Consider the following 25,042-nt stretch of genomic DNA (forward strand, 5'->3'; position numbering starts at 1 on the left):
GGGACGGCACCGAGGATAGTGAGATGAGAGCAGTTTCCAGAACAGCAATGCCCCGCCTTCTGTCGGCCGTTGCGGCTTTGGCGGTATTGGCCGGGTGCGAGCAGCCGCTCGACTATGATCTTCGCGGACAGATCGGGGGGTTCAGCACGACCGAGGCCGCCCAATCCGCCACCGCAAACAGACCGGCGCCCGATGCGCGCGGGGTCATAACATACCCGAACTATCAGGTCGCAGTGGCCCGCAGCGGCGACCGCGTCAGCGACGTTGCCAGCCGCGTGGGTCTGCCGGTGGCCGAACTGGCGCGATACAACGGGCTCGAGCCGGACACGGTGCTGCGCGCAGGCGAGGTGCTGGCGCTGCCGCGTTCGGTCGGTTCGGCCGGTGGTTCGGTGGACATCGCCGCCGTGGCAGGCAGCGCCATCGAAGCGGCGCCGGGCGGCTCTCAGGTGCAGACCACGCCCCTCGAGCCTGCCAAACCGGCCTCGACCCCATCGGGCCCCGAGCCCGTGCGCCACAAGGTGAAACGGGGTGAGACGGTCTATACCATCTCGCGGCTGTACCAGGTGCCGGTCGAGGCGCTGGCCGAATGGAACGGGCTTGGCCCGGATTTTGCCGTGCGTGAAGGCCAGTATCTGCTGATCCCGGTCAAGCAGCAGTCGGCTTCGGCGAACAGCTCGGCTGCGGCAGCCACGCCTGTTGTCGTGACCCAGCCGGGGCAGGGGTCTCCGACCCCGACGCCGCCGAGCGCCACGCAGCCCTTGCCGGACGAGAAGGTGGCGCCGCTCAAGACACCCGAACCTGCCGTCACGACCGCAGCCCCCACCAGTTCGAGCAAATCGGCCCTTGCCCTGCCGGTCTCGGGCAAGATCATTCGCCCCTATCAGAAGGGCAAGAACGAAGGCATCGACATCGCGGGCACGCCCGGATCGCCGGTCTCGGCGGCCGAGGCCGGGACGGTGGCGGCAATCACTGCCGATGCCGACAAGGTCCCGATTATTGTCATCAAGCACAGCAAGGATCTGCTGACCGTCTACGCGAATGTGGATTCGATCACGGTCAAGAAAGGGGATCGGGTCAAGCGGGGCCAGAAGATCGCGAGTTTGCGCGGTGGCAACAAAGCCTATGTGCATTTCGAGGTTCGTAAGGGGTTCGATTCCGTCGATCCCCAGCCCTACCTGAAGTGAGCGGGGATGGCCCGTTCCGGGCCATGCCTCCGGCGGGAGTATTTTTGAAAAGATGAAGAGTGCGCTCAGGGCTGGTAGTCGCTTAGGCGCTTGCCCGGCTCGTCCGCAAAGAGTTCGGGCAAAGGGGTGACGTCCTCGATCAGGTCCAAGCGAAACACCCTGAAGGCCTGGCGCAGTTCACACCAGGCGGTCAGTGTCCAGACCCGGCCCCAGCTTTCCATTTGCAGCGGGCGGACGACCTGTTCGGAGGCGGTGCCTTCACTCTCCCGATACGTCAGGCGCAGCTTTTGCCGCGACTTGATGGCAGCGCGCAGAGGGGCCATGTGGGCAAGCCCGCGGGCGGCATCGGCAAAGGGGTGGAGCGCGATTTTCCATTCATCCGCCGCGGCGATGGTCTGGGCCGGAAGGCCAGTGTCGATCTTGTCCGCCAGTGCTTCGGCCGCGGCCCTGAGATCCGCGTCGGCGGCTTCGGCGACGATCGCTATCCCCAGGTTCAGGGCATCGAGTTCGGGCCGGGTCAGAGACAACGGTGGCAGGGTGATCTGATCGCGCAGCTGATAGCCCAGCCCGCGTTCGCCTTCGACCGGAACGCCCGATTGAGAGAGCGTTTCCATGTCACGATAGATGGTGCGGACGGACACGCCCAAACGGTCTGCTACATCGGACGCGCGGTGCAATTTTCCGTCGCGCAGAATCTGGATGATGTCGAACAGGCGGTCGGTGCGGCGCATGCCTACACCCTTGACGCCCCGTGGCTGCTCTCGTCAAGCGTCCAATCCCGTTTGCCGGGGTGGAGCGGGCGAAAACATACTGACAAAAACCTGTCAGGTGTGGTTCTGTGATCTGCCGGTCGCCGGAAAACGCGTGATTTCCGGGCGCATTTGGCTGGCTTGGCCCTTTGCCCCGCTGGCAGGCAGGCGTAAACACGAACCAAATTCGGATCACCGGCGCGAAACGTGCCGAGAAAAGAGGAGAAACATCATGCTCAACAATATCGGCCTTCCGGGTCTTCTGCTGATCGCCGTCGTGGTTCTGGTGCTTTTCGGGCGCGGCAAGATCAGCTCGCTGATGGGCGAAGTGGGCAAGGGCATCACCGCCTTCAAGAAGGGTGTCAAGGACGGCGCCGAGGAACTCGAGCAGGACAAGGCCGAGATCGCCAAGGACGTCACGCCCGAGTCCGAGAAAGACAAGGTTTAACCTCGCATGTTTGATCTTGGCTGGACCGAGCTTCTGGTCATCGGCATCGTTGCGTTGATCGTTGTCGGGCCGAAGGATCTTCCGATCCTGTTCCGCAATGTGGGGCGCTGGGTCGGCAAGGCCCGTGGCATGGCGCGCGAATTCAGCCGCGCCATGAACGAGGCAGCCGACGAAGCCGGCGTTAACGAGATCACGAAGGGTATCAAGGCTGCGACCAACCCGGTGAACACCGCGATGGACGGGGTGAAGAAGGCGGCACAGGACCTCACGTCCGAGATCGATCCTTCCAAGTTCGACCCGGACAGCGAAACCGGCAAGCTGGCTGCGGAGCGGGCCGAGCAGGCCAAGAAGATCCAGGCCGCGACCGCCCGTGCCGCCGCCGAGCGCAAGGCTCGTGAAGCCGCCGAGGCGCAGGCCAAGGCCGAGGAAGCCGAAGCCGCGCTGAAACCCGAGACGGACAAGACATGAGCAACACCGACGAGATCGACGACACTTCCGCGCCGCTGATCGAGCATCTGACCGAACTGCGCACGCGGCTGATCCACAGCGTGGTGGCCTTTCTGATCGGCATGGTGATCTGCTTTACGGTGGCCACGCCGATCTTCAACTTCCTGACCGCGCCCTTGTGTCAGGTGCTGTCCGAGCGCGGGCAGGATTGCGGCCTGATCTTCATTTCGCCGCAGGAGGGGTTCTTCGTGGCCATCAAGGTCTCGCTGCTGGGCGGGTTTATCCTGTCGTTCCCCTATATCGGAATGCAGATGTGGCGCTTCGTGGCGCCGGGGCTCTACAAGTCGGAAAAGAACGCCTTTCTGCCCTTTCTGCTGGCCTCGCCCTTCATGTTCCTTCTGGGTGCCAGTTTTGCCTTCTACGTGGTCACGCCGCTGGCCTATGATTTCTTCCTTGGATTCCAGCAGTTCGGGGCCGAGGGTGAAGTCGTTGCCGAAGGCGCCACAGCACCGCTCAGCGTCGTGTTCCAAGGCTCGGCGCAGGAATACCTGAACCTGACGATCAAATTCATCGTGGCCTTCGGCCTGTGCTTCCAGCTACCGGTTCTGCTGACCTTGATGGGCAAGGCTGGGCTGGTCAGCGCCGAGGGGCTGGGCGCGGTCCGCAAATACGCGGTCGTCGGCATCCTGATCCTCGCCGCGATCGTGACCCCGCCGGACGTGATTACCCAGATCATCCTCTTTACCGTGGTCTATGGGTTGTACGAGGTTTCCATCTTCCTCGTCGCTCGCGTCGAGAAAAAGCGCGAAGAGCAGCTGCGCGCCGATGGCTTCTATGATGACGAGGAAGCAGTGGATGATGAGTTGATGGCCGAGTTCGACGAGGAAGCGAAGTAACATCAGCCGTCTGGCTCGAGACAGGCGCGCGGGATGACCCGCGCGCCATTTTTTGTTCAACGCTCTTGTTGGCGACGCCCGAAAATGGTTTGAAACGCACCAGACAACTGGAGGAGCGCATGGACAGTCAGGCCCTGAACCGCATCGCCGAAGCCCTGGAACGGATTGCCCCGGCGCCGCTCGCCGCGCCCGATTTCGACGCCGCCCCGGCCTTCGTCTGGCATGTGGAGCCCGACCGCCTTGAACCGGTTGCCGAGGTCAACCGAGTCGATCTCGACCTGCTGGTGGGCATCAACCGCTCGCGCGACACGCTGCTCGACAACACCCGCCGTTTTGCCCAAGGGTTCAAGGCCAACAACGCGCTGCTCTGGGGCGCGCGCGGCATGGGGAAATCCAGCCTCGTCAAGGCGGTGCACGGCACACTTCAGGCCGATCATCCCGATTTGAAACTGGTCGAACTGCAGCGCGAGGACATGGGCTCGGTCGCGCGCCTGCTGAACCACCTGCGCGCCGCGCCGCACCGGTTCATCCTGTTCTGCGACGACCTGTCCTTCAGCCATGACGACCAGCACTACAAGTCGCTCAAGGCGGTTCTGGACGGCGGCATCGAAGGGCGGCCCGAAAACGTGGTCTTCTACGCCACCTCGAACCGCCGCCACTTGATGCCCCGTGACATGATCGAGAACGAACGCTCCAGCGCCATCAACCCGTCCGAGGCGGTCGAGGAAAAGGTCTCGCTCAGCGACCGTTTCGGCCTCTGGCTGGGCTTCCACCCCTGCAGTCAGGACGAATACCTCGCAATGATCGACCGCTATTGCAGCGCCTACGGCGTCAACGTCGACCCTGAAACCCTGCGCGCCGAGGCGATCGAGTGGCAGGCGACCCGTGGCGCCCGCTCGGGCCGGGTGGCCTGGCAGTTCTTCGTCGATCTGGCCGGGCGTCAGGGCGTCCACATCGCATAGAAAACGGCGCCTCGAAGGGCGCCGCCTGAACTTCATCTTTTCAAAAATACTCCCGCCGGAGGCATGGCCCGGCACGGGCCATTCCTACAGCATCGCCACGATGCGCGCGGCCTCATCCGCGGGCTTGGCCAGAACCGAGCGATCCTCTCCAGGATGGAACCGCGCCCGCAGGGCCGTGGCCATCGGCGCGGGTTGCACGATGGTCACATGCGGGCCTGTCCTGACGGCCTCGGCCGCCCAGCTGCGCGCCAGCGCCATCTGGGCCGCCTTGGTGGCACCGTAGGTGGAAAAGAACTTCTCGCCCGCCCTGGGGTCGTCAAAGAACACCGCCTGCCCGTCCTGTCCCAGCAGAGGCGCGACATAGGGGATCAGGACCGAGGTCGCGGTGGCGTTGATCGAGATGGATTTCTCCCAGTCCTTTGGGTCGATGAAGGGGGCGGGGGTCAGCGGTGCCGCGTGGATCGCCGTGTGCAGCCACAGATCCAGCTTGCCCCAGCGGTCATGGATGCCCCGGCACAGGGTCGCCATCGCGTTCGGGTCGGTGATGTCCATCGGCGCCAATGTGGCCGAGCCGCCCTTGGCCTGGATGCGGTCATCCAGTTCCTCCAGCGCGCCCGTGGTGCGGGCGACGGCCACGATGTGACAGGCGGGGGCAAGGGCCTCGGCCAATGCGGCGCCCAGTCCGCGCGAGGCTCCGGTAATCAGGGCGATTTTGGTCTGATCGGTCATGCGGGCGGTTTGAACCCGCACAGGCCAAGCGTCAAGAGAAGATCAGCTTCCAGGAATGGTGATCCGCTTGGTCTGGCCGCTTTGTCGCAGCATCACACCCGTTGCGTCGATGGCGATGACCTTGCCTGAGCCGACCCGGCTGCCGGGTTTCACTTCCTTTATGCGTCCGCCCGAAAGGCGCACCAGGGCGCGGAGATTGTTGGCGGGGCCGAAAACCCCCAGGACTGCAACAGAGTGCTTCGACAGCGCGCCCCGCTGCGTGGCCGCGCCATTCACTTTGGAGTTCGACATGATTTCGTCCCGGGGCATCGCGCCCCGGTTCCTTTTTCCCGGTGGTGGAACCGCTGCTGCCTATCAAAGGCCTCGCCCGACGAAAAGGGTGGCCAGAACGTGGTGGCAGAGTTCTGCCGCTCTCTTGCCAATGCACAAAAAAGGGGCAGGCGCCCCTTTTTTCGATCCCATTGTTTTCCCGCCCTATTTGGCTGCCGGCTGCATCTTGAAGCCCTGTTCGACCATATCTGCTGGGGTGACCGGGTAGTCCCCCGAAAAACAGGCATCGCAATATTGCGGGCACTTCCCGTCACGACCCTGCGATTCGCCGACCGCACGATAAAGCCCATCGAGCGTGATGAACTTGAGGCTGTCCACCGCCAGATACTTGGCCATTTCCTCTTCGGTCATGGTCGCGGCCAGCAGCTTTTCGCGCTGCGGCGTGTCCACGCCATAAAAGCAGGGCCAGGCGGTCGGTGGCGAGGCGATGCGGAAATGCACCTCTTTCGCGCCGGCGTCCAGGATCATCTCCTTGATCTTGCGGCTGGTGGTGCCGCGCACCACCGAGTCATCGACCAGGATCACCCGCTTGCCCTCGATCAGAGCGCGGTTCACGTTCAGCTTGAGCCGCACGCCCATGTTGCGGATCTGCTCGGTGGGTTCGATGAAGGTCCGGCCCATGTATTGGTTGCGGATGATCCCCATCGCATAGGGAATGCCGGATTCCAGCGAATAGCCGATCGCCGCCGGCGTGCCGCTGTCGGGCACCGGGCAGACCAGATCGGCCTCGACCGGGCTTTCCTTGGCCAGTTCGCGGCCAATGGCCTCGCGGGTTTCATAGACGGAACGCCCGCCCAGGATCGAGTCGGGGCGCGAGAAATAGACATGCTCGAAGATGCAGAACTTCGGCGGCTGCGGGCGGAAAGGGAAGTTGCTCTGAACGCCTTCCTCGGCGCTGATGACCACCATTTCGCCCGGCTCGATCTCGCGGACGAACTCGGCACCGATGATGTCCAGTGCGCAGGTTTCCGACGACAGGCACCAGCCGTCGCCCAACTTGCCCAGCACAAGCGGACGCACACCCATCGGGTCGCGCACGCCGATCAGCTTGGTGCGGGTCATCGCCACGACCGAGAAGGCCCCCTCGACCCGGCGCAGCGCGTCCTCCATCCGTTCGGGGATGTTGCGCTGCAACGACCGCGCCATCAGGTGGATGATGCATTCGCTGTCCGACGAGCTCTGGAAGATCGAGCCGCGCTCGATCAATTCGCGCCGCAGGGCGTTGGCATTGGTGATGTTGCCGTTGTGGGCGATTGCCGCGCCACCCATCGAGAACTCACCGAAAAAGGGCTGCACGTCACGGATCGCCGTCTGCCCCTTGGAGCCGGCGGTGGAGTAGCGAACATGGCCGATCCCCAGCGATCCGGGCAGGGCTTCGATGATGTCGGTCGAGGTGAAGTTGTCGCGCACATAGCCGAAGCGACGAACCGAGTTGAAACCCTTTTCGGCGTCGTGCGTGACGATCCCGCCTGCTTCCTGCCCCCGATGTTGGAGGGCATGCAGGCCAAGGGCGATGAAGCTGGCGGCGTCCTGAACGCCGATAACGCCGAAAACGCCGCACTCCTCGCGGAGTTTGTCATCGTCGAACGGGTGGGCGGGGGGCATCTGCGGGCTTTGCAAGTCGGGCAGCTCCGATTCCTTGGCGTATTTGGCCTTCACATAATGCCTTGGGCCGCATCTGTCATCAAAGGAACGCATTATTGTTGCGGCGCTGGTCGGGTGAATTGCCGCATCCTGCTTGCACATTTCGCCCGGATGGGGGCTTTCGCCAACTCGGCAGGCTGTTTGGTTGGGCGACCGCAAGAAAAATGCCCGGCGCGGTGACCGGGCATTTCCTGTGTCAATTCCTAGAGAGTTCAGCCGTCCTGCTGAGGCTGATCCGCATTGCAGCTTCCGACCAGTTCCTCGTACTGCCGCGTCACCCATCCAAGGGCTTCTTCCGGGTTTTGTTCCTGAATCTTTTCGCTGACCTGAGCAAATACCTGGGCCGAGCGGCTTTCATCCACGATGGTGAAGTTCTGGCCAGTCATGACCGTATCGTAGATGAAAAAGGCGATCGCGACCAAGAGAATGCCGCGCGCCACGCCGAAGAAGAACCCCAGAGCCTGATCCAGACCTCCAAGCGCCGAACGCTGGACGACCGACGAGAACAGCGGTGTGAAGATGCTCATCACGATCAATGCGACGGCGAACACGGCAGCGAAGGCCGTGATGACCGAGAGTTCGCAATTGCCTTCGAGGAACTCGTTGATGACCGGAATTTCCTTGATCAGCGGCATCGCCTGGGGCGCGAAGATGAAGGCCAGAACCGCCGCAGCGACCCAACCTGCTATTGCAAGTGTTTCCCGCACCAGCCCTCGGGAATAGGCCAGCAGTGCCGACACCACTATGATCAGGGCGACAACCCCGTCGATGATTGTAAAGCCTTCCATGGTCCTCGCCTGTCGTTGTTTTCCGCCCCTTTGCGGGGCGATCTTAACCTGCTCCGAAGGTTTCGCCAACAAACCCGACCAAATCAGACGGGCGAGTCAGTGACAGTCCTGCCACAGTGCCGGTTTTTCCTCCTGCCGGAGCAATTGCTTTCGAGAAACCAAGTTTTTGTGCTTCTTTCAACCTGTTTTCGGTTTGCGGCGCTGGGCGGAGTGCGCCAGAGAGCGAGATTTCCCCGAAAACAACCGTATCGGCGGGCAGGGCGGAATCCTCGCGGGCGCTGAGCAAGGCGGCCGCGACGGCAAGGTCGGCGGCCGGCTCCGAGATCTTCATCCCTCCCGCCACGTTCAAGTAAACGTCGAGCCCCGCAAACGGAATGCCGCAACGCGCCTCGAGCACGGCGAGGATCATCGCCAGACGCCCGCTGTCCCAACCAACCACCGTCCGACGGGGCTGCGAAAGCGGAGAGGGCGCAACCAGCGCCTGCAGTTCGACCAGAACGGGCCGGGTGCCCTCTATCCCGGCGAAGACCGCCGATCCGGGGCTGGGGGTGCCGCGTTCCGACAGGAACAGGGCAGAGGGGTTGTGGACCTCGGACAGCCCGCCGCCGGTCATTTCGAAGACCCCGATCTCGTCGGCGGGGCCGAAGCGGTTCTTGACGGCCCGCAGGATGCGGAACTGGTGGCCGCGTTCGCCTTCGAAATAGAGCACCGTATCCACCATGTGCTCGACCACGCGGGGGCCGGCAATCTGGCCTTCCTTGGTGACATGGCCGACCATGATGATCGAGACACCATGGCGCTTGGCAAAGGAAGTGAGTTCGTGCGCGGCGGCGCGCACCTGGGAGACCGAGCCCGGCGCGCTGTCGACATTGTCGGCCCACATGGTCTGGATCGAGTCGATGATGGCGAGGCCGGGTTTCTCGGCCTCGAGCGTCGTCAGGATGTCGCGAAGATTGGTCTCGGCGGCAAGCTGAACCGGTGCGTCGGACAGGCCAAGCCTGCGGGCGCGCATGCGCACCTGTGCGCTGGCTTCCTCGCCTGAGACGTAGATCGTCTTGAGCCCCGCGCGGGCGAACCGGGCCGCGGCCTGCAGCAGCAGGGTCGATTTGCCGATGCCCGGATCGCCACCCACCAGAATGGCCGAGGCGGGCACCAGCCCACCACCCAGCACCCGGTCCAGTTCGGCCATGCCGCATTGCGTGCGGGGCGGGGGCGCCTCGTCAGCCGCGAGGTCGCTGAGCCGGACCGGCTGGCCGCGCCTGCCGCCCAGAGTTTTCGATGCAGGGCCGGAAGACAGCGGAACGTCCTGCGTGATCGTGTTCCACTCGCCACAGGCGTCGCAGCGCCCCGACCAGCGCGAATGCGCCGCGCCACAGGCGGAGCAGGAGAAGGATTTCGTCTTTGCCATGAGCACCTTGGTGCCCGACTGCTGGCAGTTCTTCAAGCCCTTGCGGGCTTTCATCTCTGCCGGTGGCGCGGCGCCTCCTCAGACCCGGCGGGCCATCGTCGGCACCGGGCCGCCCTGACGGCCCTGTCGGGCCTTGGGTGGCCTGTCACTCTGCGGCGCGAGGCGGTTGCATGGCGATGACGCTGGCCGCTGCGGGATCGTCGCCGTCGGGGGGAGAGCGCAGCTGGGCTGAAAGCTCGGGCAGCAATTCGAACAACTCATCCCGCAGCCGCCCCAGCTGTGCCTTGGCGATCGACTCTTCGATATCAACGTCGCGCGTCCACTGCCTGAGCTCGTGCAGGATGATCTGAGCATCCTCCAGCCTGTCCTTGAACAGTTCGATCTCTTCCTGCCGCTGTTTCAGGAACGCGCGGGCGCGCTCGACCTTGGCGTCGGAATAGACCGTGGCCAGTTCGTGACTGATCTGGCTCATCTGTGAGGCCAACTCGAGCACTTCCGGTTCGAGACCTTGCAGATCGGGGTGGTCGCGCAGATAGGCCAGCCGCTCTTTGACCGCGTCGAACTCGGAGGCCAGCGTGAATACGCCGGAACGATCCGCCGCGTGGGCGACCTGGTAGGCGTGAACGATGTCCTGCATCTGCAGGTCGAATTTGCGATGCGTGTTCTCCAATGCCATGATCCGCCCATTTGCTGGCAGGTAGAAGGCCAGCATCAACACCAGGCAGGTCAGTCCGATCTGGGCGAACATCCCGGCGTTCGGATAGGCTGTTTCTCCGAACCCGGCCTCCAGTGTCAGCCAGGGCCAGATGCCCAGTGCGGAAAGTGTTGTCGCCGTCACGGCGAATAGCGCGGCGGCGCAGATCAGAAAAAATGTCAGTCGAAGAAATACCGTTTGAAACTGCAAAGTAAGTTGGTGGAACGAGGCCATAGCGCTCATCTCCTTTCGAAACCGGTTTTGAACCGGATCCAAAGCGGAGAAACAATGAACCAATCACGTCGATCCGCGGCGGATCCGATACTGAAAACACATGGCTGCTCGAATATGCAAACGATACTCAGGTTTTCCTGTCCGATCAATCAGGCCGAGAGATTTCCTGACCGTAGTTGCCTTTCCGTCATATGGCCCAGCACGAAAGAGGCCAGTATGCAGCCCGTGAACAGGTACAGGCCCCAGGCTGTTTCGACGGTGACATAAGAAATGCCCTTGGCCAAGGTAATGTAGAGCGCGATGAGAAAGATGTCGGCCATGGCCAGTTTGCCGAGAAGATGCAGAACCGGCTGAACCCGTGGATCAAGCAGATCCCACTGGACCAAGGCCAGGCCGATGGTCTTGAGATAGGGCGCGAAGAGCGCAAAGGCGGTGACCACCAGCGCCAGGAACACGTCCGATCCCCACAATGCCTGCAACCCGGTGATGACGCTGATCTCGGACAGGCCGAAGATCGGCAATATCCCCGCCCTCATCAGAGGCGCGAACCATGCGATGGGGTAGAGGATCAGCAGAGACAACGTGGCTAGGCGCAGGGGCATCTGGCAGAACCTTTGCGAAAACAATGCTCTCCACCTAGTAACTGTTGGCCAGACAGACAAGCAAACAGCGGGATTTGCTGCGGCAGCGCCAGCAAACTACCGTACTGACTCGATTGGCCCTTCGGCGCGGCCGTGGATGAACTGGTCCAGATAGGGATCGCCGCTGTCGTCCATCCGGGAAACGGGCCCGGTCCAGCGGATCTTGCCGCCGTGCAACATCGCCACGTTGTCGGCGATTGCCCGGACCGAGCTCATGTCGTGGGTGATGGTCATGGCGGTGGCGCCCATCTCGGTCACGATCTCGCGGATCAGTTCGTTGATGACGCCGGCCATGATCGGGTCCAGCCCGGTGGTGGGTTCGTCGAAAAAGATGATCTCGGGCTCGGCGGCGATGGCGCGGGCGAGGCCCACGCGCTTTTGCATGCCTCCCGACAGTTCCGCCGGATAGCGGTCGGCCACGTCGGGCTTCAGGCCCACGCGCCGCAGTTTCTCGATGGCGATGGCGCGGGCCTCGTCCACCGGGCGCTTGAGCGACCCGCGCAACAGGCGAAAGGCCACGTTCTGCCAGACGGTCAGCGAGTCGAACAGCGCGCCCCCCTGGAACAGCATGCCGAACTTGGCCAGAAAGGCATCACGGTCGCCGGTTGCCGCATCCTGACCATCGACGTAGATCTTGCCGCTGTCCGGGTTGATCAGGCCCAGAATGCATTTGAGCGCCACCGACTTGCCGGTTCCCGAGCCTCCGATGATCACCATCGAGGTGCCCGTCGGAATCTCGAGGTTCACGCCGCGCAGCACGTGATTGTCGCCAAAGGCTTTGTGTACGTTCTCCATCCGGATCATAGCGAGAAGAACACCCCCGTGAGAACGAAATTGGCGGCCAGGATCAGCACGGCGGCGGCCTCGACCGAGCTTTTGGTGGCGCGGCCCACACCCTGCGCGCCGCGGCCCGAATGCATGCCGAAATAGCAGCCCATGATCGCGGCGATCATCCCGAATGCCGCGCCCTTGACCAGCGACGAGACGATGTCCAGCGGTTCGAGGAAATCGGCAGTATTTTTCAGATAGGCCGCCGGGTTGAAGCCGAGGTTCTGCGTGGCCACCGCATAGCCGCCGGCGATGCCGATGATGTCGCCAACCGCCACCAGAGCGGGCACGGTGATCAGGGCCGCCAGAATGCGCGGGGCGGTGAGGTATTTCATCGGGTGGGTCGACAGGGTGACCAGCGCGTCGATCTGTTCGGTCACCTTCATCGTGGCGATTTCGGCCGCGATCGACGAGGTGACGCGTGCCGCGATCATCAGGCCGACCATGACGGGGCCAAGCTCGCGCACCATGCCGATGGCGACGATCTGGGGCACCACGGCCTCGGCGTTGAAACGGGCGCCGCCGGCATAGATCTGCAGCGCCAGCGCGCCGCCGGTAAAGATCGTGGTCAGCCCCACGACCGGCAGCGACAGCCAGCCGATATGCAGCAGGGCCGCGGCGAATTCACGCGGGTAGAAGGGCGGGCGAAAGATGTGAGACAGGGCGTCGAGCGCGAACAGGGTCACACGCCCGAAAACGGCAAGCAGCGTCAGAACCGAGCGGCCCAGCCCGGCCAACCAGGCGATGGGGCTCATTCCACGTAGCCCCGCGAATAGCGCGATCCAAGCGAGGTCAGGATTTCGTATCCGATGGTGCCGGCCGCCTCGGCCAGATCATCCACCGTCTGATGACCGTTGAGGATGCGCAGCGAGGTCGGCATTTCCTTGAGGTCGGTGACATCGACGGTGATCAGGTCCATCGAGATGCGCCCGACCACCGGGCAGGGCTGCCCGGCCGAGAACGCGTCTATGCCGCCACCGATGGCGCGATGCAGCCCGTCGGCATATCCCGCCGCAACGGTGGCGATCTTGGACGGGCGACGCGCTGTCCAGCTGTTGCCGTAACCGACCGTTTCGCCGACCGCGACATCGCGAATCTGGATCACCGGCAGATCGACGGTGACCACCGGGCGTGCCTCCTCGTAGGGCAGGCCGCCATACAGGCCGATGCCGGGGCGGCAGAGGTCGAAGTGATAGTCGCGCCCAAGCAGGATGCCACCCGTGGCCGAAAGAGACCGCGGCACATGAACTCCGTCCGTCATCTGTTTGAACGCACGCAATTGTTTCGCGTTCATCGGATGGTCGGGCTCGTCCGCACAGGCCAAGTGCGACATGATGAGAACCGGGTGTTGGCCCAGCACCAAGTCCCTGAGTTCCGCCCAGTCTGCGGGCTCCATTCCCAGCCGGTTCATGCCGGTGTCGAGCTGGATGCCGAAGGGATGAGCCGGAAGCGCCTCGAGGTGCCGTTTCAATTGCTGCGCCGAATTGAGCATCGGCACCAGCCCATGCTTGCGCAGCAATTCCGCGTCACCTTCCATGTGCCCCGAGAATACGCCGATCATGGGGCCGGGGCCGACGGCTTCGCGTACGGCCGCGCCTTCTTCGGCCACGGCGACAAAGAACTTGCGGACCCCCGCTTCGACCAGCGCGTCGGCGACCGGCTCGACGCCCAGACCGTAGGCGTCCGCCTTGACTACGGCTGCCGTCTCGGCGGCGGTCATCGCGTCGAGCGCCCGCCAGTTGCGGGCAATGGAATGCAGGTTGATCGTCAGGCGTGCGGTGGTCATGCCCTGTTCATGACACCGGCGCTTCTCAGGTCAAGAGGGAAAGCCGCCATACATGCCGGTTTGTGCCAGTTGCGGGCCGTTTCGACCCTGCGGAACGCGAGGATACACGGCTCGACGCAACCCGGAATTGCCGGCTGCCGTAACGGCACTCAAATCTTGGGACTGTTTTTGCACCGGCTCCAAAAAGGGATATCGGGCGGGATCGTTCACATCCCGGCACGGCTTGCAGTCCGGCGTCAATAGCCTTCGATCTGGCCGCCTTGTTGCCAGGGTTTCACCAGGTTGCCAAAGCGGGTGAACTGCGCCTCGAAGGCCAGCTCGACCGTGCCGATGGGGCCGTGGCGCTGCTTGCCGACGATGACTTCGGCCTTGCCGTGCAGCCGCTCCATCGCCTGCTTCCACTCTTCCATCTTCTCCAGCTCGTGATCGCCGGGCTTTTCGCGTTCCTTGTAGTATTCCTCGCGGAACACGAACATCACCACGTCGGCGTCCTGCTCGATCGAGCCGGATTCGCGCAGGTCGGACAGCTGCGGGCGCTTGTCGTCCCGGCTTTCGACCTGACGCGACAGCTGCGACAGGGCGATGACGGGGATGTTCAGTTCCTTGGCGATCGCCTTCATCCCCATCGAGATCTCGGCGATCTCGTTCACCCGGTTGTCGGACATGCCGCGGCACAGCTGCAGATAGTCGATCACAAGCAGGTCCAGCCCGTGGGTCCGCTTCAGCCGTCGCGCACGGGCGGCCAGTTGGCTGATCGGCAGGGCGGGGGTGTCGTCGATGAACAGCGGGCAGGCCTCAAGCTCCTTGGCGGCATCGACGAAACGCCGGAACTCGGCCTCGGTCATGTCGCCCTGGCGGATCTTGTGGCTGGAGATTTCGGATGCCTCGGCCAGAATACGGCCCGCCAGCTGCTCGGCGCTCATTTCCAGCGAGAAGAACCCGACCACGCCGCCGTCGATCGCGCCCTCGGTCCCGTCGGCCTTGATGCCGCGCTTGTAGGCCTTGGCCACGTTGAAGGCGATGTTCGTCGCAAGCGAGGTCTTCCCCATCGAGGGGCGACCGGCAAGGATGATCAGGTCGGACGGGTGCAAACCGCCCAGTTGCTTGTCCAGATCGACCAGACCGGTCGAGATTCCCGCCATGCCGCCGCCACGCTGGTAGGCCTCGTTGGTGACGTTCACGGCCTCGGTGACGGCCTTCAGAAAGGATTTGAACCCCGACTCGGTCTGGCCCTGCTCGGATAGTTGATAGAGTTTCTGCTCTGCTTCTACGATCTGCTCTTTCGGTTCACTTGCCACATCCACCCGCGCAGCCTTGTCCGAGATGTCGCGGCCCAGCCGGATCAACTCGCGCCGGATCGCGAGGTCATAGATCATCTGGGCATAGTCCCGCACGGCAAAGGCGCTGATCGAGGCGCCGGCCAGCTTGACCAGATAGGCGGGGCCGCCCAGTTCCTTGAGCCCCTCGTCGTCGGCCATGAACGACTTGAGCGTGACCGGAGAGGCCAGTGCGTTCTTTGCGATGCGGGCGGCCGCCACCTCGTAGATGCGGGCGTGGACCGGGTCATAGAAATGCTCGGCCCCGATGATCGAGGCGACCCGGTCATAGAGGTCGTTGTTGGTCAGGATCGCGCCCAGCAATTGCTGTTCGGCCTCGACCGAATGCGGCATCGTGTCTGGGTTCTGAATCTCGGCTGGTGCCTGCTCGAAACTGCGGATCTCGTTCATTGCTGCTCTAACCACCCCTCGGGTCCGGGTCATAACCGCACGTCCCGAGTCGGTGCAAATTGTATGTTTCTGGGGATAGATTGTGCATATCTTCCCGCCCCATCATATTGCAGGGTGGAAAGGGACGGCGTCAACATCTTGTGGCGGTCGCCGATCTGCTGAATAGGCGGGACGGACTGCCGCCCCACCTGACCCTGCGTCAGCCCTTGTGCGCCTCTTGCCAGGCGCGTGGGTCGTTCAGGAAGGCTTCGACCCCATCCAGCGTTTCCGGGTCAAAGGCACCCTGTGCCTTGGCCTCGGCCAGAACATCCCACCAGGTGCAGAGGTAGTGCAACTGAACCCCATGATCGCCCAGCGTTTTCTCGGTTTCCGGGAAGATGCCGTAATAGAAGATCACTGCCGTGTGGCCGCAGCTGGCGCCGGTTTCGCGGATCGCATCGACGAAGGACAGTTTCGAGCCTCCATCGGTGGTCAGGTCTTCGACCAGCAACACGCGCTGACCTTCGCTCATCGCGCCTTCGATCCGGGCGTTGCGGCCATAGCCCTTGGGCTTCTTGCGCACATAGGTCATCGGCAGGGCCATACGCTCGGCCACCATGGCGGCAAAGGGGATGCCCGCGGTCTCGCCGCCGGCGATGTTGTCGAAGGCCTCGAAACCTGCGTCGCGCATGACGGTGACGGTCAGGAAATCCATCAGCGCCGAGCGGATGCGCGGATACGAGATCAGCTTGCGGCAGTCGATATAGGTGGGGCTGGGCAGGCCGGATGCCAGCGTGAAGGGCTCGCGCGCGTTGAAATGCACGGCCTTGATTTCCAGCAGCATCCGCGCGGTCAGGCGGGCGATTTCCGATTTTTCGGGGAAACTGGCAGGGATCATCCTCAAATCCTTGGTCTGGGCGGAGAGTGCGGGAGCCTCCGGCGGGAGTATTTGTCGAAAAGATGAAGTCAGGCGACGCGCCAATGCAGCGGGAAGCCAGGGTCGAACACGGTGACGGGGCCATCGCCGGTTTCGATCTTGGCTGGGTAGGTCACCGGCTCGCCCTTGGTCAGAGTGATCGTCTCTTCGTTGACCGGCAGGCGGTAGAAGGCAGGGCCATGCAGCGAGGCAAAGCCTTCGAGCTTGTCCAGCGCGTTTTCGCGTTCGAAGACCTCGGCCAGCAGCGACATGGTGTTGGTGGCGGTGAAGCAGCCGGCGCAGCCGCAGGCCATCTCCTTGTTGGCGTCCGTATGCGGCGCGCTGTCGGTGCCGAGGAAGAACCGCGCGTCGCCCGAGGTGGCGGCGGCGACCAGTGCAAGGCGGTGCTCCTCGCGCTTTGCGACGGGCAGGCAGTAATAGTGCGGCTTGATCCCGCCAACCAGGATGTGGTTGCGGTTGATGATCAGGTGGTGCGCGGTGATCGTGGCGCCCAGATCGGCCTCGTTGGCGCGCACGTAGTCGACCCCGTTCGACGTGGTGATATGCTCCATGACCACGCGCAAACCCGGCGTGGCCTTGCGGATCGGGTCCAGAACCCGGTCGATGAACACCGCCTCTCGGTCGAAGATGTCGATCTCGGCATCCGTGACCTCGCCATGCACGCAGAGCGGCAGGCCGATCTCGGCCATCTTCTCCAGCACGCCCCGCACCTTTTCGAAGTCGCGCACGCCAGAGGCCGAATTCGTCGTGGCCCCGGCCGGATACAGCTTGACCGCCTTCACCAATCCGCTGGCATGGGCGGCGGCCACGTCTGCGGGGTCGGTGTCCTCGGTCAGATACAGCGTCATCAGCGGCTCGAAGGACATGCCCTCGGGCAGCGCCGTCATGATCCGGTCGCGGTAGGCGGCGGCCTGTGCCCCGGTCACCACCGGCGGCACCAGATTCGGCATGATGATCGCGCGCGCGAAATGGCGGGCGGTTTCGGGCAGGACGGCCTGCAACATGTCGCCATCGCGCAGGTGCAGATGCCAGTCGTCGGGGCGGCGGATCGTGAGGCTTTGGGTCATGCGGCACCCGCTATCACAGGCTTGCCACGCGGGAAAGCCCCACGGCCAGGGGGCGAGGCAATTTGCGCGGTTCCAAGGGGTGCCGCACCAATGCAGGCTGCAGGTCAGGGAGAGAGTCGTGAAACGCACGTTGACCTTCAGGCATGTCTATCCTGTGGATCCGGACCGGCTGTTCGAGCTGGTAACGGATCTCGATACGCTCGAAGCGGTGACAAAACCCTGGATGCGCTTTGATCACCTTCCGTCGGGTCCGGTGCGCGAAGGGCAGGTCATAGACGTGGACATGTCCCTTTTCGGTCTTTTCCCTGCGCGCCCTTACAAGATCGTGGTGACCAAATGCGCGGGGAGCCAGCATGTCATGACCTCGGACGAGACAGGCATGGGCTCTCACCTCGTCCACATGCTCGAAGTGCATCCCAGCGGGGAAGGTTCTGCGGAACTGGTGGACAGGATCGAAGTCGAAGCAGGCTGGGCGGCGCCATTGGTCGCGATGTGGCTATGGCTCACGCATCGCTGGCGACATCACGTCCGCCTGCGCCTGTTGCGAAGGTTGGCCGAGCAGCCAGAATGACCAATGCCGTCCGACCGTTCCGGCCGCGGCCATGCGGACTTGACGCGCCGGGTCAGCCGTGACCTGTTGGGCGCAACAGGAGGAAGAGAAATGGATCTGCCGCAAAACATCGACGCCGTGCAAGAGATGCTGGGCGCCCAGGGCTATGTCTGCGACCGTGCGCTTGCCACCGTCGTGTTCCTGGCGCTCAAGCTTGGCCGCCCACTGTTTCTCGAGGGTGAGGCCGGCGTCGGCAAGACCGAGATCGCCAAGGCGCTGGCGGCTGGCCTGAACCGTCGCCTGATCCGGCTGCAGTGTTACGAAGGTCTGGATGCGTCCTCGGCCGTCTACGAATGGAACTTCCCGGCGCAAATGGTGGCGATCCGCACCGCCGAGGCGGCAGGCGGTTCCGACCGCAAGGCATTGCAAGAGGAACTCTTCAGCGGTGACTACCTGATCCGCCGCCCGTTGCTGGAAGCGATGGAGCCTGACCCGCTCGGCCCGCCCGTGCTGCTGATCGACGAGCTCGACCGCACGGATGAACCCTTCGAGGCCTTCCTGCTCGAAGCCCTGTCCGATTTCCAGGTCACGATCCCCGAAATCGGCACCATCAAGGCCCCCGAGCCGCCCATCGTCATCCTGACCTCCAACCGCACGCGCGAGGTGCACGACGCGCTCAAGCGCCGCTGCCTGTATCACTGGGTCGATTACCCGGATTTCGAGCGCGAGGTCGAGATCCTGCACGCCCGCGCTCCCGAGGCGGCGGAGACCCTCAGCCGCGAGATCGTGGCCTTCGTCCAGCAGTTGCGCACCGAGGATCTGTTCAAGAAACCCGGCGTCGCCGAAACCATCGACTGGGCTAAGTGCCTGCTGGCGCTCGACGTGATCAACCTCAGCCCCGAGGTGATCGGCGACACGGTTGGCGCGATCCTGAAATACCAGGACGACATCCAGAAGCTTCAGGGCTCCGAGGCCAAGCGCATCCTCGATCAGGCCAGGGCATCGCTCGAGCCCGCCTGATGCTTCATCTTTTTCCAAATACTCCGGGGGTTTGGGGGCAGCGCCCCCAATCGGCGTGACCATGGCCGAACAACTCCCGCTCGATATCCCCGAAAACCCTAAGCTGGTGCAGAACATCACCCATTTCGCCCGCGCGCTGCGCAAGGCGGGCCTGCCGATCGGAACCGGCCGGGTGATCGACGCAATCCGCGCGGTCGAGGCGGCGGGGTTCACCGAGCGGCGCGATTTCTACTGGACCCTGCACGCCTGTTTCGTCAGCCGCCCCGAGCATCGCACGGTCTTTGCCCAGATCTTCCGCCTCTACTGGCGCGATCCACGCTATCTCGAACACATGATGTCGATGATGCTGCCCGCCATCCGCGGCGTGCAGGAAGAACGCGCAGCGCAAGCCGGCGAAAAACGCGCGGCCGAGGCGCTGCTGGATGGCGTCGAGCGTGACCTGCCCGAGTTCGAGGAACAGGAGGAAGGCTCCGAGATCGAGGTGGACGCCTCGCTCACCGCCTCGACCGAGGAACGGCTGCGCTCGCTGGATTTCGAACAGATGAGCACCGAAGAGATGGCGCAGGCCAAACGGATGCTCGTGCGGCTGTCTCTGCCGGTCAAGCCGATTCCGTCACGCCGGGGGCAGGCCAGCCATCTTGGGCTTCGTATCGACCGCGCCAGGACGCTGCGCAACGCCATGCGCCAGGGGGGAGAACTGCGCGACATTGCGCGAATGCAGCCCCGCCCGCGCTGGCCCAACCTGGTGGTGCTCTGCGACATTTCGGGTTCGATGAGCCAGTATAGCCGGGTGATCCTGCATTTCCTGCACGCCGTTTCCAACGCCAAGGGGGCCGGCTGGGCCAAGGTGCACGCCTTTACCTTCGGCACGCGGCTCACCAACATCACCCGCCACCTGCATCAGCGCGACGTGGACGCGGCGCTGGCCGCCGCCGGGGCCGAGGCGCAGGACTGGGAAGGCGGCACCCGGATCGGTGAGTGCCTGCACGAGTTCAACCGCGACTGGTCGCGCCGGGTCATGGGGCAGGGGGCGGTGGTGCTTCTGATCACCGACGGGCTGGACCGTGGCGACCCTGACCGATTGGCGCACGAGATGGAGCGGCTGCACCTCTCTTCGCGCCGCCTGATCTGGCTCAACCCGCTGCTGCGATGGGACGGTTTCGCGCCCAAGGCGCGCGGGGTCGCGGCGATGCTGCCGCATGTGGACAGTTTCCGCGCGGGTCATTCGATCGCGTCGCTCGAGGAACTGGCCGAGGCAATCTCGCGTCCCGACGACGTGGGCGAGAAAGCACGACTGATCGCCGCGCTTTCCGCCTGAAGGTCACTGAGTCTGCTTGGCGTTGCACTCGCGGGCCATCTCGATGGCCTTCTTGGTGCCGGTCAGATCGACGGTGAAACCAAAGGATTTTTCGGGGAATACGGCCATCACCTTTTCATTGGCAATGGCATCGACGAAGTCGGGATCGTCGGTCAGGACATAGCCGCCGGAATAACCCTTGGTGATGTTGCCGCGCATGCCGGTCGCTTCGCCCACGAACAGCTTGTCGCCCAGCATGATGCCGACGCCCTCGGTGTCGCCCTTCTTGATGTCGGTCTCGGCCTTGGTGAACACGCCCACATAGGCCACGCCGCGATCCTTTGTCAGGCCCATCTGGACCACGTTTTCGGCGCCATCGACGGCCTCGATCAGGCAGGACTTCTTGTCCTGATCCACATAGACCTTCCAACCATCGACCTCGCCATAGCGCAGAAAATTGTCCGCCCATGCGGAAGTCGAAGCAAGCAGTCCGAGGGTTGTTGTCCCAATTGCAAGAAAGCGTTTCAAATCCCTGTCTCCTTTCTGAAAATGCACAGTCCGGCCAAATCGATCCATCCAAAGCCCGAATGTTTCGCAAATCCGGCCGACCGCGCGCGCAGGCTACAGCCGTGCCTCGGGGATAACAACGCCCGAAAATCCGCGCCCCCAGTTTGATCTGGATCATGCCGAAATGAGAACGCATAATATATTCGGAATATGAAATGCAATCTGCATGAAAGGAATCGCCATGCCCTTGAACTGGAAAACCGGGGGGCTTTTGCTGGGACTGGTGTTCTTTGCTGCCGTCCTGCTGGTCAAGCCCATCGGCGTCTCGACGCAGTTCGTCATCCTCGACGGCATCATCGCCGACGCCGTCAATCCCGAACTCGTCACCCAGACCGACGAAGGCTATACCTCGACCAACGCCTACCTGGCGAAGTCGGGCGGCAAATACGCCAAGTCGGTCGCCAACCCGCTGAACTATTCCTTCGTCTTCGTGATCGCCATGATGATCGGCGGCTTCGTGTCGGCCATGGCCCGCGGCGGCATCCCGCGCGAGGACCGCAGCGTGCCCGCCCTGTGGCGCGCCAATTTCGGGGGCAGCCCGGCCAAGCGCTACGCCGCGGCCTTCCTCGGCGGGTTCATCGTGCTCTACGGCGCGCGCCTGGCCGGGGGCTGCACCTCGGGCCACATGATGTCGGGGATGATGCAGACCGCGCTGAGCGGCTACATCTTCGCCGCCGGCGCCTTCCTTGCCGCCATTCCCGTCTCGATGATGATGTTCAAAAAGGAGGCCTGACCCATGACCTCGATTCTTCTCGCATTGGTGATCGGTGCCGCCTTTGGGGCTGTTCTTGACCGGGTAGGGGCCTCGAACCCGACCATCATCAACAAGATGCTCAACCTGACCGACCTGAGCCTGGCCAAGGCGATCCTGCTGGCCATCGGCACCGGCTCGGTCCTGATGTTCGGCGGCCAGATGCTGGGCCTTGTCGATGTTGGCCACATGTCGGTGAAAACCGCCTATGTGGGCGTGTTCATCGGCGGCCTGCTGCTGGGCGCCGGATGGGCCATCGCGGGCTACTGCCCCGGCACCGGCGTCGTGGCGGCGGCTTCGGGCCGCAAGGATGCGTTGTTCTTCATCGCGGGCGGCCTGCTTGGGGCGGCGGCCTACATGGTCACCTATCCCTCGTGGAAAGCCTCGGGCCTGCTCGACAAGATCGCCGGCGGCAAGGTGACCCTGGGCACCATCCCCGGCGCCAAATACGAAGGTCTGACCGCCCTGCCGGGTGACATCCTTGGCATCGTGCTGGGGCTGGCCTTCATCGCGGTCGCCTTTGCCCTGCCGGAACGTCTGGTCGGACAACCCGCGCAGGCGCAACCGGCGGAGTAATCCGCGATCCACAAGTTTCGCGTGGCGTTTCGCGCTATCATTCCCCGCCACGCGTCGCGGCCCGGCGTTTCGTGTTCCCGCCGGGCCGCTTTTCATTGCGTGAAACCTCCCTATGTTGGTGCCTGTCACCCGGGAGGCTTCGATGGAAAGATTTGACAACAGTCCGGAAACCGCTTTGCGCTGGCATCGGAACGGCAAGGGCGCCGCGCTGGCCACGGTGGTCGAAACCTGGGGCAGCGCGCCGCGCCGTGTCGGCTCTCAGCTGGTGATCGGCGGCGACGGGCGGATCGAGGGCTCGGTCTCGGGCGGCTGCGTCGAGGGCGCGGTGATCGTCGAGGCGCTCGAGGCCATCGACGAGGGCGAGGCCCGGCTGCTGGAATTCGGCGTCAGCGACGAGGACGCCTTTGCCGTCGGTCTGGCCTGCGGCGGCACCATCCGGGTGCTGGTCGAGCCGGTGGGTTCGGTCCTGCCCGAAGAGATGCTGGCCGAACTGGTCGAGGCCCGGGCCCGGCGCGAGGCGCTGGCCTACGAGGTGAACCTTGCGACCGGCCACCGTGCGCTGCGCCGCAATGCCTACCCCGAGCGGATGCGCATGGACCGATCGGGTTTTGAAGAAGACGGCCAGACCTTCGTCGCCGTCCACAACCCGCCGCTGCGGCTGATCGTGGTGGGCGCGGTTCACATCGCGCAGGCGCTGGTGCCGATGGCGCGGATTGCAGGCTATGATCCGGTGATCGTGGACCCGCGCGAAGCCTTTGCCTCGGAAACGCGCTTTCCCGGCGAGACGATCATGACCGACTGGCCTGATGAGGCCGTGACCAAGCTGGGGCTGGACGCCCGCACGGCGCTGGTGCTGCTGACCCATGATCCCAAGCTGGATGACCCGGCGCTCGAATCCGCGATTGGCGCCGGCGTGTTCTATATCGGCGCGCTGGGCTCGACCCGGACCCATGCCAAGCGCGTGGCGCGGTTGAAAGAACGCGGGTTCTCCGACGAGCAGATCGCCCGGATCCACGGGCCGATCGGGCTGGATATCGGCGCGGCGGGGCCGGCGGAGATCGCCGTTTCCATCCTGGCCGAGATGACCGCCGTTCTGCGGGGCAAGGCATGAGGTTCGGCCCCGTCCCCCTCTCCGACGCCGAGGGCGCGATCCTTGCGCATTCGGTCAAGGCCGGATCGCGCAAGCTGCGCAAGGGCATGACCTTGCAGGCCGAGCATCTCGAGCTGCTGGCCGATGCGGGCATCCCCGAGGTGATCGTCGCCCGGATGGAGCCGGGGGACTGCCACGAGGACGAGGCCGCCCGCCTGCTGGCCCGGGCACTGGTGCCCGATCCTGCAGCCGCCAACCTGCGCGTGACCGAGCCCTTCACCGGCCGGGTCAACATCCTGGCGGATGGCCCCGGCGTGGTGGAACTCGATGTCGCCGCCATCGAGCGGTTCAACCAGGTGCATCCGATGATCACCGTCGCCACCGTCCCGCAATATCAGCAGATGGGCGAAGGCGGCATGGTGGCGACGATCAAGGTGATCTCCTACGCCGTTCCGCGCGCCGATGTGGATCGGGCCTCGGAAGCGGCCCGGGGCGCGATCCGGCTGCTGCCCGCCCGCCATGCCACGGCGGGGCTCGTCGTCACCGAGATCCCCGGCGGCCCGTCGAACGACAAGGGCATCGCCGCCATTCGCGGCCGGGTCGAGGCGCTGGGCATGGAACTGGCCGACACCCGCATCGTGCCGCACCGGACCGGCGAACTGGCCGAGGCGATTGCCGAGGTCAAAGGCGACCTGGTGATGATCCTGACTGGCTCGGCCACGTCGGACCCCGATGACGTCGGCCCCAGCGCCGTGCGTCAGGCCGGGGGCCGCGTGGACCGGTTCGGGATGCCCGTCGATCCCGGCAATCTGCTGTTCCTCGGGCAGGTCGGCGAACGCCCGGTCATCGGCCTGCCCGGTTGCGCGCGCTCTCCGGCGCTCAACGGTGCCGACTGGGTTCTGTCCCGCGTGGCCTGCGGTGTCGAGACCACAGGCGCGGACATCGCGGCGATGGGTGTGGGCGGTCTGCTCAAGGAAATCCCGACCCGGCCGCAGCCGCGCGCGGGCAAATCGCGCAGCCGTTCCATTTCGTAGCCGGGGAAACAAGTTAGACCTTAGTCTAATCTTCGAAGAAACCTGTTCTCAAACGAGAGTCGCCATGCTTAACTCCCTCCCGAGGGAAGAAAACCAAAAGGGAGGATCTCATGGCACAGGTCTCGATGACCGTGAACGGAAAGTCCGTGAGCGGTGACGTGGAGGGGCGGACGCTGCTGTCCAGCTTTCTGCGCGATCACCTGTCACTGACCGGAACCCATGTGGGCTGTGACACGGGCCAGTGTGGCGCCTGCGTGGTGCATGTGAACGGTGAATCGGTCAAGTCGTGCAACATGCTGGCCGTGGAAGCCGATGGCGCCGAGGTGGGCACCATCGAAGGGCAGGCCAACCCCGATGGGTCGCTGAACGTGATCCAGCAGGCGTTTCAGGAACATCACGGCCTGCAATGCGGCTTCTGCACGCCCGGCATGGTGATGTCTGCGGCGGCGCTTCTCAAGGAGAATCCAAAGCCGACCGAGGCCGAGATTCGCGAATATCTCGAAGGCAACATCTGCCGCTGCACCGGCTATCACAACATCGTCAAGGCGATCATGGCGGCGTCCGGACAGGATGTCGGAGCCATCGCCGCCGAATGATGCCGCATGGGCGCGCAGACGGTGCGCCCGGGGCCTGATGTAGGGTGCGTGCCTGCACGCATTTCCAATGGGAGGAGAACAAG

The 25,042-nt window shown here is 64.0% G+C and carries 28 protein-coding genes; 13 read left to right on the forward strand and 15 right to left on the reverse strand.

Annotation, left to right across the window (positions count from 1 at the left end):
• The first annotated feature begins 23 nt into the window (after positions 1-23).
• On the forward strand, positions 24-1,184 hold the full coding sequence (locus AVO45_RS08915) for a LysM peptidoglycan-binding domain-containing protein (protein ID WP_068346066.1): 1,161 nt from the start codon (positions 24-26) through the stop codon (positions 1,182-1,184).
• Between the two features lie 65 nt (positions 1,185-1,249).
• Here AVO45_RS08915 and AVO45_RS08920 read toward each other — a convergent pair whose 3' ends face one another.
• Positions 1,250-1,915, reverse strand: a complete 666-nt coding sequence (locus AVO45_RS08920; protein ID WP_068346068.1) for a helix-turn-helix transcriptional regulator — start codon at positions 1,913-1,915, stop codon at positions 1,250-1,252.
• 250 nt (positions 1,916-2,165) lie between these two features.
• On the opposite strand from AVO45_RS08920, the gene AVO45_RS08925 reads away from it, so the two are divergent.
• The 4 genes from AVO45_RS08925 (at position 2,166) to AVO45_RS08940 (ending at position 4,686) form a co-directional block, all read left to right on the forward strand.
• On the forward strand, positions 2,166-2,381 hold the full coding sequence (locus AVO45_RS08925) for a twin-arginine translocase TatA/TatE family subunit (RefSeq protein WP_068346069.1): 216 nt from the start codon (positions 2,166-2,168) through the stop codon (positions 2,379-2,381).
• A gap of 6 nt (positions 2,382-2,387) precedes the next feature.
• Positions 2,388-2,849, forward strand: a complete 462-nt coding sequence (tatB, locus tag AVO45_RS08930; RefSeq protein ID WP_068346071.1) for a Sec-independent protein translocase protein TatB — start codon at positions 2,388-2,390, stop codon at positions 2,847-2,849.
• Positions 2,846-3,724, forward strand: coding sequence for a twin-arginine translocase subunit TatC (gene tatC / locus AVO45_RS08935; RefSeq protein WP_068346073.1), 879 nt, complete (start codon positions 2,846-2,848; stop codon positions 3,722-3,724). Before tatB ends, tatC begins: the two co-directional genes overlap by 4 nt.
• A 119-nt stretch (positions 3,725-3,843) precedes the next feature.
• Positions 3,844-4,686, forward strand: coding sequence for an ATP-binding protein (locus AVO45_RS08940; protein WP_068346075.1), 843 nt, complete (start codon positions 3,844-3,846; stop codon positions 4,684-4,686).
• A gap of 84 nt (positions 4,687-4,770) precedes the next feature.
• On the opposite strand, the gene AVO45_RS08945 is transcribed toward AVO45_RS08940, so the two are convergent.
• The 13 genes from AVO45_RS08945 to pyrC all read right to left on the reverse strand — a co-directional run bounded on the left by AVO45_RS08945 (position 4,771) and on the right by pyrC (position 17,478).
• On the reverse strand, positions 4,771-5,415 hold the full coding sequence (locus AVO45_RS08945) for an SDR family NAD(P)-dependent oxidoreductase (protein ID WP_068346077.1): 645 nt from the start codon (positions 5,413-5,415) through the stop codon (positions 4,771-4,773).
• 42 nt (positions 5,416-5,457) lie between these two features.
• Positions 5,458-5,706: a hypothetical protein gene (locus AVO45_RS08950; RefSeq protein WP_068346697.1), complete on the reverse strand. Its 249-nt coding sequence runs from the start codon at positions 5,704-5,706 to the stop codon at positions 5,458-5,460.
• 183 nt (positions 5,707-5,889) lie between these two features.
• Positions 5,890-7,350 (reverse strand): amidophosphoribosyltransferase, encoded by a 1,461-nt coding sequence (purF, locus tag AVO45_RS08955; protein ID WP_068346699.1) that lies wholly within the window; start codon positions 7,348-7,350, stop codon positions 5,890-5,892.
• Positions 7,351-7,601: 251 nt separating this feature from the next.
• Positions 7,602-8,177: a CvpA family protein gene (locus AVO45_RS08960; RefSeq protein ID WP_068346079.1), complete on the reverse strand. Its 576-nt coding sequence runs from the start codon at positions 8,175-8,177 to the stop codon at positions 7,602-7,604.
• 43 nt (positions 8,178-8,220) lie between these two features.
• Positions 8,221-9,585, reverse strand: a complete 1,365-nt coding sequence (gene radA, locus AVO45_RS08965) for a DNA repair protein RadA (protein WP_068346701.1) — start codon at positions 9,583-9,585, stop codon at positions 8,221-8,223.
• A 145-nt stretch (positions 9,586-9,730) separates the two neighbouring features.
• The gene (locus tag AVO45_RS08970; RefSeq protein ID WP_068346081.1) at positions 9,731-10,513 is read right to left on the reverse strand and encodes a DNA repair protein; all 783 of its coding nucleotides are present in this window, start codon (positions 10,511-10,513) and stop codon (positions 9,731-9,733) included.
• 149 nt (positions 10,514-10,662) lie between these two features.
• Positions 10,663-11,115, reverse strand: coding sequence for a paraquat-inducible protein A (locus AVO45_RS08975; protein ID WP_068346083.1), 453 nt, complete (start codon positions 11,113-11,115; stop codon positions 10,663-10,665).
• A gap of 96 nt (positions 11,116-11,211) precedes the next feature.
• The gene (locus AVO45_RS08980; RefSeq protein WP_068346085.1) at positions 11,212-11,958 is read right to left on the reverse strand and encodes an ABC transporter ATP-binding protein; all 747 of its coding nucleotides are present in this window, start codon (positions 11,956-11,958) and stop codon (positions 11,212-11,214) included.
• Positions 11,955-12,737, reverse strand: coding sequence for an MlaE family ABC transporter permease (locus AVO45_RS08985; RefSeq protein WP_068346087.1), 783 nt, complete (start codon positions 12,735-12,737; stop codon positions 11,955-11,957). The genes AVO45_RS08980 and AVO45_RS08985 overlap by 4 nt, the downstream gene beginning before the upstream one ends.
• The gene (alr, locus tag AVO45_RS08990; protein ID WP_068346089.1) at positions 12,734-13,768 is read right to left on the reverse strand and encodes an alanine racemase; all 1,035 of its coding nucleotides are present in this window, start codon (positions 13,766-13,768) and stop codon (positions 12,734-12,736) included. Before alr ends, AVO45_RS08985 begins: the two co-directional genes overlap by 4 nt.
• 236 nt (positions 13,769-14,004) lie before the next feature.
• On the reverse strand, positions 14,005-15,495 hold the full coding sequence (locus AVO45_RS08995; RefSeq protein ID WP_068346091.1) for a replicative DNA helicase: 1,491 nt from the start codon (positions 15,493-15,495) through the stop codon (positions 14,005-14,007).
• Between the two features lie 199 nt (positions 15,496-15,694).
• Positions 15,695-16,372 carry an orotate phosphoribosyltransferase gene (locus tag AVO45_RS09000; protein ID WP_068346093.1) on the reverse strand — a complete coding sequence of 226 codons (678 nt, stop codon included), beginning with the start codon at positions 16,370-16,372 and terminating at the stop codon, positions 15,695-15,697.
• Between the two features lie 68 nt (positions 16,373-16,440).
• The gene (pyrC, locus tag AVO45_RS09005; RefSeq protein ID WP_068346095.1) at positions 16,441-17,478 is read right to left on the reverse strand and encodes a dihydroorotase; all 1,038 of its coding nucleotides are present in this window, start codon (positions 17,476-17,478) and stop codon (positions 16,441-16,443) included.
• A 118-nt stretch (positions 17,479-17,596) separates the two neighbouring features.
• On the opposite strand from pyrC, the gene AVO45_RS09010 reads away from it, so the two are divergent.
• The 3 genes from AVO45_RS09010 to AVO45_RS09020 all read left to right on the forward strand — a co-directional run bounded on the left by AVO45_RS09010 (position 17,597) and on the right by AVO45_RS09020 (position 20,366).
• Positions 17,597-18,049 carry an SRPBCC family protein gene (locus tag AVO45_RS09010; protein ID WP_157770130.1) on the forward strand — a complete coding sequence of 151 codons (453 nt, stop codon included), beginning with the start codon at positions 17,597-17,599 and terminating at the stop codon, positions 18,047-18,049.
• Positions 18,050-18,139: 90 nt separating this feature from the next.
• Complete coding sequence (locus tag AVO45_RS09015; RefSeq protein WP_068346100.1) at positions 18,140-19,048, forward strand: AAA family ATPase; 909 nt, start codon at positions 18,140-18,142, stop codon at positions 19,046-19,048.
• 61 nt (positions 19,049-19,109) lie between these two features.
• Positions 19,110-20,366 carry a vWA domain-containing protein gene (locus AVO45_RS09020; RefSeq protein ID WP_068346102.1) on the forward strand — a complete coding sequence of 419 codons (1,257 nt, stop codon included), beginning with the start codon at positions 19,110-19,112 and terminating at the stop codon, positions 20,364-20,366.
• Positions 20,367-20,369: 3 nt separating this feature from the next.
• Here the strand turns inward: AVO45_RS09020 and AVO45_RS09025 are convergent, their stop codons facing one another.
• Positions 20,370-20,873, reverse strand: coding sequence for a hypothetical protein (locus tag AVO45_RS09025; RefSeq protein ID WP_068346703.1), 504 nt, complete (start codon positions 20,871-20,873; stop codon positions 20,370-20,372).
• Between the two features lie 205 nt (positions 20,874-21,078).
• Between AVO45_RS09025 and AVO45_RS09030 the strand changes: the two genes are divergently transcribed.
• From AVO45_RS09030 to AVO45_RS09050, 5 genes are all read left to right on the forward strand, one after another.
• The gene (locus tag AVO45_RS09030) at positions 21,079-21,645 is read left to right on the forward strand and encodes a YeeE/YedE thiosulfate transporter family protein (RefSeq protein ID WP_240482103.1); all 567 of its coding nucleotides are present in this window, start codon (positions 21,079-21,081) and stop codon (positions 21,643-21,645) included.
• Between the two features lie 3 nt (positions 21,646-21,648).
• The gene (locus tag AVO45_RS09035; protein ID WP_068346104.1) at positions 21,649-22,239 is read left to right on the forward strand and encodes a DUF6691 family protein; all 591 of its coding nucleotides are present in this window, start codon (positions 21,649-21,651) and stop codon (positions 22,237-22,239) included.
• 142 nt (positions 22,240-22,381) lie between these two features.
• Positions 22,382-23,350, forward strand: coding sequence for an XdhC family protein (locus AVO45_RS09040; RefSeq protein ID WP_068346707.1), 969 nt, complete (start codon positions 22,382-22,384; stop codon positions 23,348-23,350).
• Positions 23,347-24,363 carry a molybdopterin-binding protein gene (locus AVO45_RS09045; RefSeq protein ID WP_068346106.1) on the forward strand — a complete coding sequence of 339 codons (1,017 nt, stop codon included), beginning with the start codon at positions 23,347-23,349 and terminating at the stop codon, positions 24,361-24,363. The genes AVO45_RS09040 and AVO45_RS09045 overlap by 4 nt, the downstream gene beginning before the upstream one ends.
• Before the next feature lie 110 nt (positions 24,364-24,473).
• Entirely contained in the window at positions 24,474-24,959 is a 486-nt protein-coding gene (locus AVO45_RS09050; protein WP_068346108.1) for a (2Fe-2S)-binding protein, read from the forward strand.
• Positions 24,960-25,042 lie beyond the last annotated feature (83 nt).

The sequence above is a fragment of the Ruegeria marisrubri genome (assembly GCF_001507595.1).
Classification (GTDB): Bacteria; Pseudomonadota; Alphaproteobacteria; order Rhodobacterales; family Rhodobacteraceae; genus Ruegeria; species Ruegeria marisrubri.

Bases quoted from the DNA above. Each gene is read 5' to 3' on its own strand.
- tatC (WP_068346073.1), top strand. From the start codon at position 2,846: ATGAGCAACACCGACGAGATCGACGACACTTCCGCGCCGCTGATCGAG.
- AVO45_RS09000 (WP_068346093.1), bottom strand. From the start codon at position 16,372: ATGATCCCTGCCAGTTTCCCCGAAAAATCGGAAATCGCCCGCCTGACC.
- tatB (WP_068346071.1), top strand. From the start codon at position 2,388: ATGTTTGATCTTGGCTGGACCGAGCTTCTGGTCATCGGCATCGTTGCG.
- AVO45_RS09030 (WP_240482103.1), top strand. From the start codon at position 21,079: ATGAAAGGAATCGCCATGCCCTTGAACTGGAAAACCGGGGGGCTTTTG.
- AVO45_RS09035 (WP_068346104.1), top strand. From the start codon at position 21,649: ATGACCTCGATTCTTCTCGCATTGGTGATCGGTGCCGCCTTTGGGGCT.
- purF (WP_068346699.1), bottom strand. From the start codon at position 7,350: ATGCCCCCCGCCCACCCGTTCGACGATGACAAACTCCGCGAGGAGTGC.
- AVO45_RS08975 (WP_068346083.1), bottom strand. From the start codon at position 11,115: ATGCCCCTGCGCCTAGCCACGTTGTCTCTGCTGATCCTCTACCCCATC.
- alr (WP_068346089.1), bottom strand. From the start codon at position 13,768: ATGACCACCGCACGCCTGACGATCAACCTGCATTCCATTGCCCGCAAC.
- AVO45_RS08920 (WP_068346068.1), bottom strand. From the start codon at position 1,915: ATGCGCCGCACCGACCGCCTGTTCGACATCATCCAGATTCTGCGCGAC.
- AVO45_RS08945 (WP_068346077.1), bottom strand. From the start codon at position 5,415: ATGACCGATCAGACCAAAATCGCCCTGATTACCGGAGCCTCGCGCGGA.
- AVO45_RS08995 (WP_068346091.1), bottom strand. From the start codon at position 15,495: ATGAACGAGATCCGCAGTTTCGAGCAGGCACCAGCCGAGATTCAGAAC.
- radA (WP_068346701.1), bottom strand. From the start codon at position 9,585: ATGGCAAAGACGAAATCCTTCTCCTGCTCCGCCTGTGGCGCGGCGCAT.
- AVO45_RS08950 (WP_068346697.1), bottom strand. From the start codon at position 5,706: ATGTCGAACTCCAAAGTGAATGGCGCGGCCACGCAGCGGGGCGCGCTG.
- AVO45_RS09040 (WP_068346707.1), top strand. From the start codon at position 22,382: ATGGAAAGATTTGACAACAGTCCGGAAACCGCTTTGCGCTGGCATCGG.
- AVO45_RS08970 (WP_068346081.1), bottom strand. From the start codon at position 10,513: ATGGCCTCGTTCCACCAACTTACTTTGCAGTTTCAAACGGTATTTCTT.
- AVO45_RS08915 (WP_068346066.1), top strand. From the start codon at position 24: ATGAGAGCAGTTTCCAGAACAGCAATGCCCCGCCTTCTGTCGGCCGTT.
- pyrC (WP_068346095.1), bottom strand. From the start codon at position 17,478: ATGACCCAAAGCCTCACGATCCGCCGCCCCGACGACTGGCATCTGCAC.
- AVO45_RS09050 (WP_068346108.1), top strand. From the start codon at position 24,474: ATGGCACAGGTCTCGATGACCGTGAACGGAAAGTCCGTGAGCGGTGAC.
- AVO45_RS09015 (WP_068346100.1), top strand. From the start codon at position 18,140: ATGGATCTGCCGCAAAACATCGACGCCGTGCAAGAGATGCTGGGCGCC.
- AVO45_RS08985 (WP_068346087.1), bottom strand. From the start codon at position 12,737: ATGAGCCCCATCGCCTGGTTGGCCGGGCTGGGCCGCTCGGTTCTGACG.
- AVO45_RS09020 (WP_068346102.1), top strand. From the start codon at position 19,110: ATGGCCGAACAACTCCCGCTCGATATCCCCGAAAACCCTAAGCTGGTG.
- AVO45_RS09045 (WP_068346106.1), top strand. From the start codon at position 23,347: ATGAGGTTCGGCCCCGTCCCCCTCTCCGACGCCGAGGGCGCGATCCTT.
- AVO45_RS08980 (WP_068346085.1), bottom strand. From the start codon at position 11,958: ATGATCCGGATGGAGAACGTACACAAAGCCTTTGGCGACAATCACGTG.
- AVO45_RS08940 (WP_068346075.1), top strand. From the start codon at position 3,844: ATGGACAGTCAGGCCCTGAACCGCATCGCCGAAGCCCTGGAACGGATT.
- AVO45_RS08925 (WP_068346069.1), top strand. From the start codon at position 2,166: ATGCTCAACAATATCGGCCTTCCGGGTCTTCTGCTGATCGCCGTCGTG.
- AVO45_RS08960 (WP_068346079.1), bottom strand. From the start codon at position 8,177: ATGGAAGGCTTTACAATCATCGACGGGGTTGTCGCCCTGATCATAGTG.